This is a genomic window from Pseudoalteromonas sp. MMG007 (assembly GCF_018100985.1).
In the GTDB taxonomy this organism is placed as follows: Bacteria; Pseudomonadota; Gammaproteobacteria; order Enterobacterales; family Alteromonadaceae; genus Pseudoalteromonas.
The window spans coordinates 37009-53174 of sequence record NZ_JAGJEI010000001.1 but is presented as its reverse complement, the minus strand read 5'-3'; the positions used below and the strand labels follow the sequence as shown (position 1 = coordinate 53174).

General features: G+C 39.3%; 18 protein-coding genes. 11 read left to right on the top strand and 7 right to left on the bottom strand.

All coding sequences use genetic code 11. From position 1 onward, the window contains the following. Positions 1-2: 2 nt before the first annotated feature. The 5 genes from J8L71_RS00250 to J8L71_RS00230 all read right to left on the bottom strand — a co-directional run bounded on the left by J8L71_RS00250 (position 3) and on the right by J8L71_RS00230 (position 5329). Positions 3-1526 (bottom strand): efflux RND transporter periplasmic adaptor subunit, encoded by a 1524-nt coding sequence (locus tag J8L71_RS00250; RefSeq protein ID WP_210998754.1) that lies wholly within the window; start codon positions 1524-1526, stop codon positions 3-5. Next, positions 1516-2880, bottom strand: a complete 1365-nt coding sequence (locus J8L71_RS00245; protein ID WP_210998753.1) for a TolC family protein — start codon at positions 2878-2880, stop codon at positions 1516-1518. Before J8L71_RS00245 ends, J8L71_RS00250 begins: the two co-directional genes overlap by 11 nt. Before the next feature lie 111 nt (positions 2881-2991). Then, complete coding sequence (locus J8L71_RS00240) at positions 2992-3378, bottom strand: hypothetical protein (RefSeq protein WP_247655152.1); 387 nt, start codon at positions 3376-3378, stop codon at positions 2992-2994. 71 nt (positions 3379-3449) lie between these two features. Beyond that, positions 3450-4061 (bottom strand): paraquat-inducible protein A, encoded by a 612-nt coding sequence (locus tag J8L71_RS00235; protein ID WP_210998752.1) that lies wholly within the window; start codon positions 4059-4061, stop codon positions 3450-3452. 2 nt (positions 4062-4063) lie between these two features. Next, positions 4064-5329: an EAL domain-containing protein gene (locus tag J8L71_RS00230; protein WP_210998751.1), complete on the bottom strand. Its 1266-nt coding sequence runs from the start codon at positions 5327-5329 to the stop codon at positions 4064-4066. 147 nt (positions 5330-5476) lie between these two features. On the opposite strand from J8L71_RS00230, the gene J8L71_RS00225 reads away from it, so the two are divergent. From J8L71_RS00225 to J8L71_RS00215, 3 genes are all read left to right on the top strand, one after another. Continuing rightward, on the top strand, positions 5477-6226 hold the full coding sequence (locus J8L71_RS00225) for a transporter substrate-binding domain-containing protein (protein ID WP_210998750.1): 750 nt from the start codon (positions 5477-5479) through the stop codon (positions 6224-6226). Between the two features lie 283 nt (positions 6227-6509). Continuing rightward, positions 6510-7076 (top strand): alkylphosphonate utilization protein, encoded by a 567-nt coding sequence (locus J8L71_RS00220; RefSeq protein WP_210998749.1) that lies wholly within the window; start codon positions 6510-6512, stop codon positions 7074-7076. A gap of 137 nt (positions 7077-7213) precedes the next feature. Next, positions 7214-8032, top strand: a complete 819-nt coding sequence (locus J8L71_RS00215; RefSeq protein WP_210998748.1) for an META domain-containing protein — start codon at positions 7214-7216, stop codon at positions 8030-8032. An 80-nt stretch (positions 8033-8112) separates the two neighbouring features. On the opposite strand, the gene rlmJ is transcribed toward J8L71_RS00215, so the two are convergent. Next, positions 8113-8952 (bottom strand): 23S rRNA (adenine(2030)-N(6))-methyltransferase RlmJ, encoded by an 840-nt coding sequence (gene rlmJ, locus J8L71_RS00210; protein ID WP_210998747.1) that lies wholly within the window; start codon positions 8950-8952, stop codon positions 8113-8115. 238 nt (positions 8953-9190) lie between these two features. Here rlmJ and zapB point away from each other — a divergent pair, with 238 nt between their 5' ends. From zapB to J8L71_RS00170, 8 genes are all read left to right on the top strand, one after another. Beyond that, positions 9191-9421 carry a cell division protein ZapB gene (gene zapB / locus J8L71_RS00205; RefSeq protein WP_058549326.1) on the top strand — a complete coding sequence of 77 codons (231 nt, stop codon included), beginning with the start codon at positions 9191-9193 and terminating at the stop codon, positions 9419-9421. Then, on the top strand, positions 9421-9726 hold the full coding sequence (locus J8L71_RS00200; RefSeq protein WP_210998746.1) for a cell division protein ZapA: 306 nt from the start codon (positions 9421-9423) through the stop codon (positions 9724-9726). Before zapB ends, J8L71_RS00200 begins: the two co-directional genes overlap by 1 nt. A 62-nt stretch (positions 9727-9788) precedes the next feature. Then, on the top strand, positions 9789-10808 hold the full coding sequence (locus J8L71_RS00195; RefSeq protein ID WP_210998745.1) for an MBL fold metallo-hydrolase: 1020 nt from the start codon (positions 9789-9791) through the stop codon (positions 10806-10808). A 59-nt stretch (positions 10809-10867) separates the two neighbouring features. Continuing rightward, the gene (locus J8L71_RS00190; protein WP_210998744.1) at positions 10868-12343 is read left to right on the top strand and encodes a transglycosylase SLT domain-containing protein; all 1476 of its coding nucleotides are present in this window, start codon (positions 10868-10870) and stop codon (positions 12341-12343) included. 65 nt (positions 12344-12408) lie between these two features. After that, positions 12409-12897: a peptidylprolyl isomerase gene (locus tag J8L71_RS00185; RefSeq protein WP_210998743.1), complete on the top strand. Its 489-nt coding sequence runs from the start codon at positions 12409-12411 to the stop codon at positions 12895-12897. A gap of 29 nt (positions 12898-12926) precedes the next feature. After that, a complete protein-coding gene (locus J8L71_RS00180) occupies positions 12927-13655 on the top strand; it encodes an SDR family oxidoreductase (RefSeq protein WP_210998742.1) in 729 nt (242 codons plus the stop codon). Beyond that, a complete protein-coding gene (locus J8L71_RS00175; protein WP_210998741.1) occupies positions 13652-14491 on the top strand; it encodes an amidohydrolase family protein in 840 nt (279 codons plus the stop codon). Before J8L71_RS00180 ends, J8L71_RS00175 begins: the two co-directional genes overlap by 4 nt. A gap of 49 nt (positions 14492-14540) precedes the next feature. Beyond that, on the top strand, positions 14541-14912 hold the full coding sequence (locus J8L71_RS00170; protein ID WP_210998740.1) for a hypothetical protein: 372 nt from the start codon (positions 14541-14543) through the stop codon (positions 14910-14912). Between the two features lie 73 nt (positions 14913-14985). On the opposite strand, the gene J8L71_RS00165 is transcribed toward J8L71_RS00170, so the two are convergent. Continuing rightward, complete coding sequence (locus tag J8L71_RS00165) at positions 14986-16161, bottom strand: mandelate racemase/muconate lactonizing enzyme family protein (protein ID WP_210998739.1); 1176 nt, start codon at positions 16159-16161, stop codon at positions 14986-14988. Between the last annotated feature and the right edge of the window lie 5 nt (positions 16162-16166).

The window sequence follows — 16166 nt, the reverse complement described above, 5'->3', positions numbered from 1 at the left end:
TCCTAGTGAGAACTGTGTTGCATAGTAGAGTGGCTATTTGGCTTTGCGATCTTTATCTCTGTAATCACAAATTCATCGTTAATAATGCTAAACGTAAAATTAATATACTGAGCATGTTTAAGCAGGCTGATATCTACCTCTGCCGATAATATAAAATCCATTGTGGCAGGCTCTCGATTCCATTTTGGTATGGCCTCACGACTGATATTAATGACACGATTTTGTAAGTTTATTGCATTAATAGTACCGTTAACTGTGGCTGTTTGTGGCTGCATAGTTGCCTTCATATCCATGCTCATACCCGAGTGTGAACTAGAGCCTAAATTAGGCATGTCCATTCGCTTAAAGTCAGAGCTTTTACTCGACTCAGAATCAATTAAAAACTGCGCCGAGGTAACAACCTTATCGCCCTCTAAAACACCCGATAGAATAACGGCTTCGGTACTATTAATATGCCCAACATCTACTTGCACCGATTTAAATCTCCCCTCCCCCTTTGCGATAACAACTCGGTTTTGGTGCTGAGTACGAATAACCGCTTCTTTTGGTACAGTGAGGTGAGCTTCACTCGCACTTGAATGAATACTTACTTGTGCAAACATATTAGGTTTTAAGCGGTGATCTTTATTATTAAATCTGAGTCTTACACGCAAAGTACGGTTTTTAGCGTCAAGCGCGGGGTAAATATAATCGACTTTGCCTTGCCACTTTTCTCCCTTTAAATAATCAAGGGTCATAGTAACGGGTAAGCCAACACTTACTTGCGCCGCTTGTCGCTCAAATACCTCCGCCTCTACCCACACTTCATCTAACTGAGCAATACTCATCATTGATGTACCTGGTTTTACAAAAAAACCTTCCCGTACATTTAGCTCATCAACCACGCCACTTTCACGGGCGTAAAATGTAATGTTTTGCATTACTTTTTTATTATTTTGAAGACGCTGTATAAACCCATCAGACACATTTAGCGATTCTAAACGTGCTTTTGCCGCCCTTATTAGCACCGTATTATTACGGTTTACTGCTAGTAAAAACTCTTCCTGAGCGTTCACCAACTGAGGGGAATATAAGGTATACAAAGACTCACCCGCTTTAACTTGTGCGCCTTGTGCTTTTACAAATAAAGTTTCTAACCACCCTTCTACTCGTGGATGAATATGAATTAACTGATCTTGGTTGTACTGTACATATCCCACGGTATTAATATCGCTTTGCAGAGTTTTTAGCTGTACCTTACTGGTTCTTACACCCAAGTTATTAACCACCTCTGGAGAAATAGTTACGGTACCTGGGCTATTGTTAGCATCATCTTTATAAACAGGTACTAAATCCATCCCCATAGGCGAAAGCCCCGGTTCATTGCGTTTATAATTACTATCCATTGGCGCAACCCAATAAAGTGGCTCTTTTGAGGCATGTTGCTGCTCACCTGCTCCTGAGCTATCTGTTAAAAATTGCTGTGTTATCGCCAAAACACCCGCCCCCACAGCGCCCGCTATAAGTAGTTTTAAATTAGTATTCATTAGTCTCTCCTACTTGCTCAGCCATTACTTGGGTATCTAAACTACTTGCATAGTAATTAAGGCGGGCAGTAATAATTTGCTGGTCGACGGTAATATTTAGGGCATCTATTTTGGCGTTTAGCTCACTAATACGCGCACGCATTACCTCAGAAAAATCACCATCATCGCGGGTATATGCATTTAGCGTAGCTTGGGCTTGCTCTGCTACTTGTGGTAATAATGTGTTTTTATAAAGCTGCTCACGTTTTTTTAGCCGTGCTAACTGGCTGTACTCTTTAAAATACATCCCTTTTAGTTTTTGAAGAGCAACCAACTTTTGCGTTTTAGTTGCCTCTGCGGTTGCAATAGCGGCTTTAACTTGCTGATCTTGTCTGTTATCGGTAAATAGTGGCAAGTCGATACTCAACCCTATTGAGAGTAAGTCAGCTCGCGATTCTCCCACAGGCGTATCATCTCGATATCCATAACCCACATTAACACCCACTTGAGGTTTGTAACTTTGCTTGGCAAGGGTAACTTCGGTTTGTTTAGCTGTGACTGTTTTTTCTATAGCAACAATTGCCGGATGAGCTATTAAAAGCTGTATTAACTGGTTAAATTCTAATTGTGAAAAGTCAATTAATGGGGTCGTTTTAATAAAATCACTATTAACTGGCTGCATTAACATATCCATAGGTAGCCACTGTGCAAGGCGACTTTTAGCACTTTCAAATTGCTGCTCAAGCGTAATAAGCTTATCTTCAAGGCGGGTAAGCTCTAATTGTGCTCGAATAATGTCTTGCTGACGGGTTTTACCTAAGGTGCTTGCGTAACTTGCCTCTGTTATTTCTATTAGCTGAGAAAACAAACCTTTGTCTTGCTCAATTAGGTCAATACTGCGTTGTGCCCTGTAAGCATTTAGCCATGACTCAATTACAATTGCTTTAACCTGAGCAAGCCTATCGGCGCGTTGCCAAGGATACTGCTGCGCTAATTGAGCTAACGCTTTTGTTTGTAAGGCTCGGCTATCACCACGACTAAATTTTTGGCTTAAATCTACTTTTAGCTGCGTCATTCCTTCTTGATCAAACGCATATCCATTCGTTGGTAAATTTAATAAACCAACGGTTAAAACGGGATCGGGTAGGCTGCCCGCAGCAATACCTTTTGACATAGTGGCCGCTTGCATTTCGCTGCTAGCTTTTAGCCATGGTTCATTTGTAAGTGCATAATTTAGCGCCTGCGCTAAGCTAAGCGTTTGGACTGAACGGGGTGAATTTTGTGTTTGAAAATCAAAGGTACTTTGCGCTTTAGCTACCGTACTTAAAAGCACAGTACTACATAATATTATTTTAAAGTTTATAACGAGGTTCATTACCTACTCCGGCCAAAATAAAGAAAACAAAAGTCTTATCTCAAGGCAGAAAAGGTGATTAGCAGCTGTTGAAGCTCAAATATCTAAATTTTAAATACACCTATCCTGCAATTAAGCAAACATAGGAGGTCGGTAAAGTGAGCGAGGTATCGTAATTTGTGTGGATGGGACGCTTAAGTTAACCTTCTCAGACTCAAGCAAGGTAATGCTAAATAAACTTTCTACGTTAAACATTGAATTTGTAGCGCAGCCGTTTATGGGGCACTTGCATTCATTTTTAGATGTGTTTTCGTTGTCACAACAATCCATTGCTGCCATGTTATGAGACATATTCTCATGCATTTGGGCATCACTTTGCGGCATATCCATTTCACTGTGCGTGAATGTTTTAGCGCCCTCATGCGGCATTTCACACACCATAGCTACAGACGCAACAGCTTGACCCACAAAAGTGAGTAACAAGGTGACGATAAGTAAGCTTGAATGAAAACGCTGCAATGTAGTGCCTTTAAAATAAATGTCGGTGTAATTATATGGCAACTCAGTTATTGCCACAAATTTTTAAGTCGTTATTTAGAAACTGTAATTGGTGTTTTTATTAAGTTACTCGCTAAAATTGCAAAAATACAATATGCGCAAAAATACCAAAAACCTTCGCCAAATTGAGCATTCATAATAAGTAACTCACCACTTTGCCCGTGTGCGTTTCCAGCAAGGTAGGTTACTATTAATGCAATAACAAATACATCAACCATACTCCATTTACTCAGTGCACATGTAACCAAACCGAGTTTTTGCTTAACACCTCCCACTGGTAGGCAACAATAAAGCAGCTGCATAAGTAGCTTTAAGCTAGGAATAACAATAGAAAATAACGCCACCAAAGCAGCTACAAATAAGTTGTTGTTATTAGCCAGCTCTTTAACCGTGCCTAAAATACTTTGTGTTTTGCTATAAGCGCTTATTTCGCCTTCTAACTTATCAAGCCCTAACATGTTCGAGAACATCATTAACATACTTCGGGTACGCCCATCACCTTCTTCGGCAAGCATTTCAATACCCGCTTGCGCTAGTTTTGATTTATCAATATTACCTTCAATGCTTAACACTGGTTTTGTAATACCAGGAAAAAGTAAACCTAGTGCAATTACTACACTTATAACCGATAACCAATTACGCATATTTATTCTGCTATCGCCTCAATAATGTCATCACTGTATAAAACAGCATCTAATACAAAGTTAAACATGTGGCCAATATGTAGCTCAGGATTTATTTTAGCCAATTTAATAATTGCTTCATCTGTATTATCTAATTCAAATTCTTTTATAAGCGACAAACAACTCCCTAAGATTCCGCTCTCTAAAAGTAATGCATCCGATATCGCTTCATCTAAAGTGAACTCATTAACCACGTCTTTTAAATCAGCATCTAAAATAGCATCAAGCACTGAGAATAAACCAACAAGATAACCCTGCTCGGTTAAGTCTTCATTATTTTTCTCCAATATAAGCGACATAAGCTGCGCACGCGTTAAAGCTAACTTAGTCAATTCTGTTGGCTTTTCAACGCCTAGTTCGCTTATTGCTAAAACACGTACAAATTGCCTTATAGTGTCTTCACCTAAATAAATAACGGCTTGTGAAATAGAGGTGATTTTTAAGTTTGCTTTACCCGAACGCGCATTTGCTAGTTTTAATACCCTAGCGGTAATAGCTACATCTTTTGCTACTCGTTGATGAACTTCTTTAAAGCAAAGCATTTTTTTAGCCGTAAAGCGCAGTAAGTCAAAAACGGTTAACTTCGATGGCTCTACGCCCTTGTAGGTAATCATTTCTGGGCGAGAAAAAAAGTACCCCTGAAATAAATCACACCCAGCGGCTTTTAATGCATTAAATTGCTCATACGTTTCAATCCTTTCTACAATTACTTTTGCGTGAGGATAGGCGCGTTTGATTTTTTTAATACGTATATTGGTTTTAATAACCGGTTCATCTATTTCTATTTTTATATAATCAACATGCGCCAATAAAGGCTCCCATTTAGCATCCCCATCGTAATCATCTAAAGCAAACACATACCCTTCTTCTTTTAACTCCTGCACACGTTTAGCAACAGCTGGAATGTTGCCTATACGCTCCACAATTTCAATTACACTGTTCTCTGGCAGTAAGAGCTTAGGAAAATTATCTAAAATAGTTTCTGACGATAAGTTTATAAACGCTAAATGATGTGCAGTTAGTCTATCTAGCCCTAATAGCATTAACGCATTGAAAAACAATCGACTAGTAGCGTGCATATCAGAAGTACCCGCAGGAAACGCATTATTAGCGGAGTCGCGATAAAGGAGCTCATAAGAGAACACATTTTGATCAACATCAAAAATAGGCTGCCTTGCAACAAACTGCGTTATTTTTTGTGCTTTGTCAGAGATATTTTGTAATTTCACTTCGCTCTAAACCTATAAGACGGTGGCTAAACAGCCAATAATTAAGTGTACTTTAAAGTAAGTAACACAAGATAAATATAGCAATCATTGCAAAACAACTGAAACTACATAACACTTAGATAAAATTTAACTATAAAGCGTGAAGGTTTGCCAAACTTAATTCGATTATTAGCGTTATGTCCTTTGCTATGTGTATTTTTTAGCTACGCTAGCACTAATGCGATCCCCCTTAAATATAATATTAGCGCGTCGGGTAGTCACTATCCATATTATACGAATAATCCCAAAAAGCCTGGCATACTCCCAGAAATTATCGAAAAAGTACTCGATGGTGCAAATATTGAGGCTTCTCATGTCGACTTACCTACAAAGCGTATTACCAAATACTTACAAAATGAAGTAATAGATTTTGATGTAATTTCATTGGAATGGCTCCCTAAGAGTGAAAGGAATGACCCTCGTTATGTTTTTTCAGAACCACTTATTTATGCCACAGAAATGATTGTTACTTTGCCTCAAAATGTTAATAACTGGCAAAGCGCTGATAACTTAAGGGGTAAAAATGTCGGAACGGTACTAGGCTACTATTACTATGATGACAACACCTTTGAACGTGTTGACTTTCCATCAGAGAAGGAACTTATGACAGCCCTATCAAGAAACCGTGTAGAAGCTGCACTCGTTGGTAAGCTAACAGCGCTTTATTGGGCCAAACAGCTAGATATGCGTATAGCGTTTGGTGCGCAGCACTCTCATGGTTTTTTAACTATTCGTTTGTTAAGTAAACACAAAAACCTATTACCGAAAATAAACCAAGCAATTAAAAACCTTCACAGCCAAGGCTATATAAAAAATATTGAAAATAAGTACATTCTCAACACTGGTTCGCTTAACTAAGCGCTCTATTTGAAGGAGCTAAACATTGTAGGTAGTAAGGTATGGCCTTGTTATTTGGTCTCTTTGACTAATAATTACTACCGCAAGGTTTTGGCTTGCGTATTTATGCAATCTTTTACAGTAGACTTCAAAGTGACTAGCGTCTGGTAAAGCACCTACAAATGATTAAGTCCTAGTATAGATTGATATACCCACACAAAATTAAGGGATTAATAGCGCGGACTTTATGTAATGGGGTATAATAGCAGCAAATGTTAACTCCATCAGAACCAGAAAGAGCCCCATGAGTATTGAAAAAGCCTTAATTGAACGTAGTAATAATCAATGTGAATTATGCGGTGCAACCGACAACTTATCTGTTTACGAAGTACCGCCCGTTACTGAAACTCATTCAGACAAATGCATTTACACATGCCAAACATGTAAAGATCAAATCGAGAATAACAGCGAACTCACTCCAACACATTGGCACTGTTTAAACGACAGCATGTGGAGCCAAACACCCGCTGTACAAGTTGTGGCTTACAGAATGTTATCGCGCTTAGCGCCTGAGAATAGCTGGGCACAAGACGCTTTGGATATGATTTATCTTGAAGAAGATACATTAGCATGGGCCAAAAAAGCATTAGCCGAAGACGATGACGTAAAGCACGTAGATAGTAACGGGGTTGTTTTGCAAGCAGGCGACACAGTAACACTTATTAAAGACTTAGACGTAAAAGGCAGCAGCCTGACCGCAAAACGTGGTACAGCGGTACGTAATATTGGCTTAACGAGTAACCCTGAACATATTGAAGGGCGAGTTGATGGGCAACGTATTGTTATTTTAACTAAGTTTGTTAAAAAATAATGGTATGTATTTAATTATTAAAGGCGCTGGAGCGCCTTTTTTTGTACCTAAAGCTCACCTGAACTCTGAGTAATTAAGTAATTATTAAGCAGCGAAGCACTACACTGTGCGAATAATATTGAGTAAGGATAACTAACATGACAAAGCATCAGGCAGTATTTTCACGTAAAAAAACATTAACAGGCTTAAGTATATTGGCACTCAGCGCTTTTACATTAACAGGCTGCGACCAACAAACTACGCATACTGAAAAAGCCGAGCAAGCCGAGAGTGTATCGAGTTTGACTACACTCGTTACGTATAAAGATCGCAGTATGCTTCGCCCTGATTCACAGTTAATAGTCACGCTTTCTGATGTGTCTAAAATGGATGTTAAAGCCGACATAATCGCACAAGAAGTAATAGATATAACCCAAGCGCCACCTTTCACTGTTGAGATGGTATATGACGCTGACAAAATTAACGACCAAGACAGTTATAACTTAACAGCCAGAATTATTAATAAAGACAACGTACTTTATAAAAGTGACGCACAATACAACCCATTTAAAAGCACACTGTCGGGTGTGCCGCACGAGATAGAAGTTGTTAGAGTTAAAGTACAAAAGCCAAATGTTACTCTCGCTAACACTTATTGGAAGGCGGTAACAGTAAATGCAAAAGCTGTGAGCGTTAAAACTAAAGAGCCATTTATTAAGTTTGATAAAGACAACCGAGTTAATGGCTTTTTAGGCTGTAATAATTTCAGTGGAAGCTACAACACTAAGCAGCAATCTATATCATTTAGCCAGTTAGCAAGTACAAAGAAAATGTGCTCAGAAAACATGGATCAAGAAGCCGCCATGTCAGACGTACTCAGTAAAGCTAAAAAGTGGGAAATCACAGGTGAGTCTTTAAAACTTAAAGACACTAACGCCAGTACTCTAGCGACGTTTAACGCTGTATATTTTAATTAAGCACCGCTGATTAACCTAGCTATACTTTATTTTAATAAAAAACGCCCAGATGAGTCTGGGCGTTTTTTATAGAACTTAACTTATTCGTCGACAAGCTGCTCGCTTCTATAAAAGCCACTTGATTTACTTAAAAGCTCAACTAATTCTGGCATTACCGCATCCATAGTTTGTTTTAGTTTCCATGGTGGGTTAATAACTATCATGCCTGATGCCGTCATTCCGTGAACGTCAGTATCAGCTTCGGTACCTAGCTCAAACAATTGTATGTTTCGCATACCTGAGTTAATTAAGCCTTGCTCCATATTATCAATACGTTCTCTATCCACTACCGGGTACCAAATCATATAGGTACCTGTAGCAAAACGTTGGTGAGCTTTAACGAGTGTACTTACAACTGTTTCGTAATCGTCTTTAATTTCATATGGAGGGTCAATTAACACACACGCTCTGCGAGATGCTGGTGGCAGTAAGCCAACTAACCCTGCAAAACCGTTTTCTCCGCGCACTCGAATAGAGCGTTTACCTTGCATGTTTTCTTCAAGTAACAATAAATCGCGCGGGTGCAGCTCAAAAAACCAACCCTTATCTTGACGACGTAAATAATGCTCAGCAATTTTTGGCGAACCTGGGTAAAACGCTAATTCGCTTGTCTCGTTAAACGATTTTATTAAATCAATGTAATCGTTTAATGCTTCATGCTTACTTGTGTGGGTCCAAAGCTTTTCAATACCATCTTGATACTCTTGTGTTTTTTGCGCATCTGCAGCGGCAAGTTCAAAAAAACCAGCCCCCGAATGAGTATCAATATAATCAAGCGGTTTATCTTTAATTGTTTGATAATTTAACACCTGAGCCAGTACTAAATGTTTAAGTACATCGGCTGGATTACCCGCGTGAAAAGAGTGTCTGTAACTAAGCATTATTTATTTTCGCCATACGCAATTTAATATCGCAAGTGAACCATAAGCACAGGGCTTTGGCAACTTGCACCAACATAAGAGAGTGTTTAAGTGAACCGTTTCTGAACAAAAAAGCACATATACTGAATTATCCCTTAATGAAGAAGAAAAATCAGCTAAAACCACCGTAAATGCTGGCAAATCAACACGCTTTGCTTTACATTTGCATGACATTAATTACAGTTTTATGAGCGCCTTTATGAATAACACTACTCTTCAACAACTCGAACAACTGATCGACTCTTTAATCGAACGTAATAATCAATTACAAGCTGACGTTACAAGCTTAAAAGAACAAAACGCTAAATTAAGCGATGACAACGAATTACTACAGCTTGAAGCGCTAGAAAATGAAGAAAAGCAAAAAGATGCCAGCACTACGTTATCTGGTCTTCTTGATAAGTTACAAAGCGCACAACAGGCTAGCTAATGTCTGAGCTGCAAAACCAGCGGGTCACTGTTGAGTTGCTAGGTAAAGAGCAGCAATTTGCTTGTCCCGAAGGGCAGGAAGATGCATTAATAGCAGCAGCTAAAAATTTAAACGATCTTGTTGAGCAAATGAAACAACGCTCAACCGTAAGAAACGATCAAAAAGCCCTACTAATGGCAGCATTAAACTTAAGCCACGAATTGCTAGAAGCAAAAACACAGGCTACAGTTGAGCAGCAGCATCAAGACCAACTGATTGATAAGCTCAGTCAGCAATTGACAAATGACCCCAAACACAAAAAATAAAAAGCGCACACTGCGCTTTTTATTTATTATAAAGTACTTAAATATTAGCGTAGAGATAATAAATGAAGTTAAAAATTTCAAAAATCACCTCTTTATGTAAGCACTTACTATTAGGCTTTACTTTATTATCATTAGCCCAAAATGCCTATGCAGCTGTCACTTGGAATACAATTAACCCTCATATTCAATTTTTAAAGCAACAAGATGACCTTCGATTTTACGACTCAAATCAGGTTCTCATTGAAGGTGACAAATGCGCTCTACTAGTTGATACCAGCGCCAACTTTGCTGCAGTTGAACAACTTGCCGAAGATTTAAAAAAGCGCCTTAAAACGCCTTTGTGTTATTTAGTCGCGACTCATTACCATGACGACCACTTATTAGGCATGGCGGTTATGCAAAGCTTTTTCCCTGACGCCAAACTTATCGTTCATCAGCAAGTAAATACTAACTTTAGCCAATATCAAAAAGCATATACTGACAAGTTAGACACCTATGAAAAAAGTATTGAGCTGAGTTACCAGCGCTTAGCAAACGTAGATAAAGACGAGCAAGCTCTGTGGCGTAATAAGCTGGAGCTTGCTAAAAGTAGATTATTTCGTTGGCAAGAGTACCAACTCAATAATCCGCAAATAACAATAAAGGCGCCTAAAAAAATTAATCTTGGTGGTTTTGAAATTATGATTGCTCCACAGCAAGCTCATACCAATGGTGATTTAACAATTAGCACTAATAACGCCACTGTACTTATTGGTGGCGATATCGTTGACTGGCTGCCATATCCTGGGCATGGGGAATTAAAAAAGTGGCAAACATTACTTACGCAATATATTAACGATGAAAATCTCAGCGTAATTATTCCAGGGCACGGCGACGTTTTAACAAAGGAGCAGCTTAAACAACCACTCTCTTTTTTAACGGCCATAACCGAGCATGTAAAAAATAACGACGGCCAAACTGTAGAGCAACTAATGCAGTCTTTTCCTGAGTCAGTTATTAAGCCTTACAAACAAGAAGCGCTTAATATAAAATCCAGCAACTTTTTTTTACAAGCTGGGCTTAACCGCGCTAAGAAACAGTAAATAACTCAACACAACGGATTGTGTTAAAATTGTAAAAGGAATTTATAAAAGTGATTACTATGCGCAGTTTGGTTATATTTTTTCTGGGTGTTTTTTTATTTGGCTGTGAGACGACGGAGCCTGAAGTTCAAGAAGCACCACAAATATTTACTCATTTTGAGCCTAGCTACGAACGCCAAAAGCAACTTGCAAAAACGCCAGGTGATACTGAGCCTAAAGCTACGCACACCACATCACAAGCCCCAAAAAAAGTTATCGTAAAAAAGCGACCACCCAAAACAACTGATTTATGGGTGCACATAGCAAATAACCTGCATTTTACCATTTACCAAAATCGCGCTTTAAATAAGCGTATTGACTGGTATTTAAAGCAGCCAAACTATTTACGCACAGTGAGTAAGCGTGCAGCTCCTTATTTATATCATATCGTAAAAAAGATAGAGCAAAAGCAACTCCCTATGGAGCTTGCTTTGCTACCTTTTGTTGAAAGTGACTTTAGGCCTACTGTTACCTCCTCGCAGCAAGCCGTTGGGGTTTGGCAATTGGTAGGCGCAACTGCGCATCATTTTGGGGTTAAGTCAGATCAATGGTACGACGGACGCCAAGATGTATTGGCATCAACCGATGCTGCACTTGATTACTTAAGCTATTTGCATAAACGCTTTGATGGTAACTGGCTGCATGCGCTTGCTGCATACAACAGCGGTGAAGGACGTGTTAAGCGAGCAATCGAAAAAAATAAAAAACGCGGTAAAAGCACGGATTATTGGTCGCTTAAGCTACCTAAAGAAACGGCCGATTACGTCCCAAAATTGCTTGCTTTAAGTTACTTAGTAAAACACCCGCAAAAAGGAATTAACCGGCCAAAACTTTCGAACAAACCAATTACTACGCAAATGAATGTAGGCCAACAATTTGATTTTTCGGTTATTGCTAAGCTCTCTGGCGTGGGTTCAAAACAACTACACTCTTTAAACCAAGGTTATTTAAAAAACCAAAGCTCACCTAATGGGCCTCACGCTTTACTCTTACCAATAGGGCAAGAAGCATTATTAAAAAGCCAGTTTTTTAAATCTAACTTTGCTGGCGAATACATAGTTAAACAAAACGATACGCTGTATGGCATAGCTAAACGTTTTAGTATGTCTGTCAGTGCGCTTAAACAGCTTAACGACAAACAAACTAACCTTATTGGAGTTGGTGAAAAACTCTTAGTTGGGCAACCTAAAACGTTACCTAAATCACTTATAGTAGATTACAAAATAAGCCCTTACCTTGAGCCAAAAGAAGTTGTGATCCCAACAATTGAAATAGACTACGAAGTTAAACAAGGCGACACGCTTTGGAGTATTAGCCAGCTCTACGATGTACCTCATAGTGACTTAGCTAAGTGGAACAAGTTATCAGCTTCAAGTGTATTAAAGCCAGGCAAACAGCTAATACTATTTATACCTCAAGCCGAACAGCCAAAATCAGCCCCGATAAAAAAAAACTTACTGCTCGATTTACAAAAAACACTAAATCAACCTTGGTAAGTTTCTAAAGTACTATATTTCGCGTAAAATCACGCCTTACAACAGTAAAATTTAAAGAGACAAGCATGCAAATTAGTAAAAATTCAGCAGTTGAATTTCATTACACCCTAAGCGAAGCGGGCGAACAAATTGAAAGCAGCGTAAACGATGCGCCACTGAGCTACATACACGGCAGCGAAGGCATGCTTCCTGGTTTAGAAAAATCACTTGAAGGCAAAGTAGCTGGCGATAAGTTTAGTGTTACGTTAGAGCCAAGCGAATCATACGGCGAGCGTGTTGATGACTTAATTCAACGCATTCCTCTTAAGCACCTACAAGGTGATGTAAAAGTATGGAAGCCAGGTATGACGGCAATGGTGCAGTCTAACCAAGGTCGCCACCAAGTAACGATTGTTAAGGTTGGCCGTTTTAACGCAGACTGTGATTTAAACCACCCATTTGCAGGTAAAACCTTAACGTTTGATGTTGAAGTTGTGTCAGTACGTGAAGCGACAAGTGAAGAAGTGTCTCATGGGCATGTTCACGCTGAAGGTGGCTGTGGCCACTCTCACTAAGCATTTTAGTTGTAAATAAAGGAGCAGGTATGTCGAAGGTTGCTATTGTTACAGGCGGAACAAAAGGTATTGGTTTAGCCGTAGTAAAACGCTTTATTGAACGTGGTTTTACTGTACATAACCTTGATATTGAGCCAAGTGAGTTTGGCGAATTTCATCAATGTGATGTAAGTAACGTAAGCGCAGTGCAAACATGTATAAATACAATTTGCCAGCAAAACCCTAAGATTGACATACTTGTATCTAATGCCGGTAAACATTTAAGTGCAAATATAGAGCATACCGATGAGGAAACTCTCGATGCACTTTTTGCACTTAACGTTAAAGGCGCATACGCGGCAGTACAAAGTGTACTGCCAAGTATGAAAGCACAAAACAGCGGTGCTATTATTTTAGTTGCCTCAGATCAAGCAATTATAGGTAAGCAAAATTCGTTTGCTTATAACCTTACTAAGCACGCCCTTGCGTCAATGGCTAAAACTACAGCACTTGATTACGCAAGCTTTAACATTCGTGCAAATGCAGTATGCCCAGGCACTATAGAAACCCCGTTATTTCATAATGCTATTGATGCCTACTGTAAAAAAAGTGGTGCTGATAAAAACAAAATAGTCGCAGAAGAGGCCAGCCTACAACCGCTAAACCGCTTAGGGCAAGCCGATGAAGTAGCTGCACTGATTAGCTTTTTGGCAAGTGATGATGCAAGCTTTATATCAGGCAGCCTGCAAAGTATTGATGGTGGTTACACAGCGCAATGAGCATGCAAATTATTGACCCTCACGTGCATTTTTTTAATCTTGTTGAGGGGCAATATACTTGGCTACAAGGCGAAACCCCACCAGCATGGCCTAATCTAGAAAGAATAAAACAACCAGTAAGTGCAGAGCAACTTATTAAAAGTACTGATTTTGAACTTGCGGGTATTGTGCACATTGAGGCTGGGTTTGATAATCAATCACCTATAAACGAGCTAAATTGGCTAAGCTCGCATTTAAAAAAACTGCCTTTTAAAGCCGTTAGTTATAACCAAATTGACTCACCTACAGAGCAGTTTAAAAGCGCCTTAAACGCTCAAGCTCACCCAAGTTTATGTGGTATCAGAGATATAACCGAAGGGACTGATGCAAAGCGTTTATTAAGCGCTAATAGCTTTAAAAACTTAGCGATGCTCTCAAACAACCAACTGCATTTTGACGCACAATTTAATATTGAAAATAGCGATATTACTAAACAAGTCGCTTACTACGCTAAGCAGCTACCGCAACTTCAGATTATAATTAATCACGCAGGGCTACCTAGCGATTTAGCTACATGGCAGCAAGGTGTTAAGTTACTTGCTCAACACAACAATATCGCCATCAAATTTTCTGGCTTTGAATTACTACACTTTACCAAACAGCAGCAGGTTACTTGTTTTACTTTTCTTTTAAATCACTTTGGTGAGCAGCGCGTTATATTTGCTAGTAACTTCCCTGTGTGTCAAATAAATACAAGCTACAACAACTTGTGGCACAGCTACAAAAGTATGTGTTTAAACAATAGCATATGGCATAACCTTAGCTATACAAACGCTAAGCACTACTATCAAGTGTAACTAAAAATCGTTATATTAAGCTCTCTTTTGCTAATAATTCGGCCAACTTATGAAAGCATACTTTTTAGTAATCGTTGTATTTTCGGCACTTTTTCTCAATGGCTGTATATCACAAAGCCCAGACCCTACACCTAAGCTGCAACACGCTTTACTGGTTGAGCCAAATAAAGCAGCCGTTGGCAAAGCTATTAAAGCACTTGTCCACATTCAAGAGGCCCAATTAGCTAACGATGTATTTACTACTAGCAGCACTGTAATTCTCAATAATGTAAAAGGTAATAATATTATCGATACACAAAGTCGTAATACCGCAGATCAGTTTGAGCTGATGATAAAAGGCACGCAGTGTTATATTCGCCATCTTAATAGTAAAGCCACTATTGAGCTTAAAGAGGCCAAATGTAAAATTAACGAGTTATAACTAACTACAACTTTCATAAAAAGAAAAGCCGGTAAGTGAATAATCACTTACCGGCTTTTTGTAACTTAAAAAGTTACTTTATTTCTACGCGTTGTGAGCGCATAACAATTTCATCATTTAATTCAATACCCAGCCCAGGCTCTTCTGATACTTCAAAGAAGCCATTTTTAGGTTGTGGATCTTGTAAACACAATTCACGGTTCCACTTTTTAATCGCATAAGTATGGTGCTCATGAATCAAAAAGTTAGGTATCGCCGTTTCTAAATGAAGCGATGCCGCTGTTGCAACTGGCCCGCCACATACGTGAGCCTGAATTCGCACATCAAAAATATCAGCGTAGTCACACACTTTCTTAGTTTCAGTAAAGCCGCCACATAAACCAATGTCTGGCTGTAGCACATCAATACTTTGATCTTCTAAATACGGGCGCACACCCCAACGGTTGTATAAACGCTCGCCACCAGCAATAGGCACAGCTACTTTGTCGGCTACTTTGGCATGCAATGAGTGGTTTAAGTAGTTAACCGGTTCTTCGTAATACATACAGTCAAACTCTTGTGCTATTTCGCCAATCTGAATTGCCGATGTAGCACCAGGTAAACTGTGGCACTCAAAAATAATGTCAACTTCATCGCCTACCGCTTCACGTATTGCTTGCATACGCGCACGGTATAGTTTCATTTCTGTACGAGAAATAATATTTGTACGGTCGTAATAAGTATTGCCATCTTTATCGTACTGAATCGGGTCAACTTTTACTGCATCGTAACCTTCAGCAACCGCTTTTAAAGCTGCTTCTGCGTATTCTTGTGGTTGTACTAACGCTTTAAACTCGCTATCCCAGTCAAACTGTAATTGCGATGCGTAAGTGCGTAGTTTGTCGTTAACTTTACCGCCAAGAAGTTGATATACAGGTAAACCAAGTGCTTTACCTTTAATATCCCAAAGCGCGGTATCAATAGCGCTCATTGCAGCATATACAACTGGACCGCCACCTAAGCCCCAAAAGCTTTCTCGTAGCATACGCGACCATAATTTTTCAGTTTGAAATGGGTCATGACCAATTAAAAACGCATCAGCCATTTCTTTAATCATGGCTGCGGCTGCACTGTGCCCTAAATCGTAGGCAAGACCTGCTTCGCCTACGCCGCTAATACCTTCATCGGTATGAATACGCACAAACACAGGTGTCCACGATGGTCTGTCAGGGCAATGAATATCAAATACTTCTACGCGATTTACTTTCATTTAAA

Bases quoted from the DNA above. Each gene is read 5' to 3' on its own strand.
- J8L71_RS00250 (WP_210998754.1), bottom strand. From the start codon at position 1,526: ATGAATACTAATTTAAAACTACTTATAGCGGGCGCTGTGGGGGCGGGT.
- J8L71_RS00245 (WP_210998753.1), bottom strand. From the start codon at position 2,880: ATGAACCTCGTTATAAACTTTAAAATAATATTATGTAGTACTGTGCTT.
- J8L71_RS00235 (WP_210998752.1), bottom strand. From the start codon at position 4,061: ATGCGTAATTGGTTATCGGTTATAAGTGTAGTAATTGCACTAGGTTTA.
- J8L71_RS00220 (WP_210998749.1), top strand. From the start codon at position 6,510: ATGAGTATTGAAAAAGCCTTAATTGAACGTAGTAATAATCAATGTGAA.
- J8L71_RS00215 (WP_210998748.1), top strand. From the start codon at position 7,214: ATGACAAAGCATCAGGCAGTATTTTCACGTAAAAAAACATTAACAGGC.
- rlmJ (WP_210998747.1), bottom strand. From the start codon at position 8,952: ATGCTTAGTTACAGACACTCTTTTCACGCGGGTAATCCAGCCGATGTA.
- zapB (WP_058549326.1), top strand. From the start codon at position 9,191: ATGAATAACACTACTCTTCAACAACTCGAACAACTGATCGACTCTTTA.
- J8L71_RS00200 (WP_210998746.1), top strand. From the start codon at position 9,421: ATGTCTGAGCTGCAAAACCAGCGGGTCACTGTTGAGTTGCTAGGTAAA.
- J8L71_RS00195 (WP_210998745.1), top strand. From the start codon at position 9,789: ATGAAGTTAAAAATTTCAAAAATCACCTCTTTATGTAAGCACTTACTA.
- J8L71_RS00190 (WP_210998744.1), top strand. From the start codon at position 10,868: ATGCGCAGTTTGGTTATATTTTTTCTGGGTGTTTTTTTATTTGGCTGT.
- J8L71_RS00185 (WP_210998743.1), top strand. From the start codon at position 12,409: ATGCAAATTAGTAAAAATTCAGCAGTTGAATTTCATTACACCCTAAGC.
- J8L71_RS00180 (WP_210998742.1), top strand. From the start codon at position 12,927: ATGTCGAAGGTTGCTATTGTTACAGGCGGAACAAAAGGTATTGGTTTA.
- J8L71_RS00175 (WP_210998741.1), top strand. From the start codon at position 13,652: ATGAGCATGCAAATTATTGACCCTCACGTGCATTTTTTTAATCTTGTT.
- J8L71_RS00170 (WP_210998740.1), top strand. From the start codon at position 14,541: ATGAAAGCATACTTTTTAGTAATCGTTGTATTTTCGGCACTTTTTCTC.
- J8L71_RS00165 (WP_210998739.1), bottom strand. From the start codon at position 16,161: ATGAAAGTAAATCGCGTAGAAGTATTTGATATTCATTGCCCTGACAGA.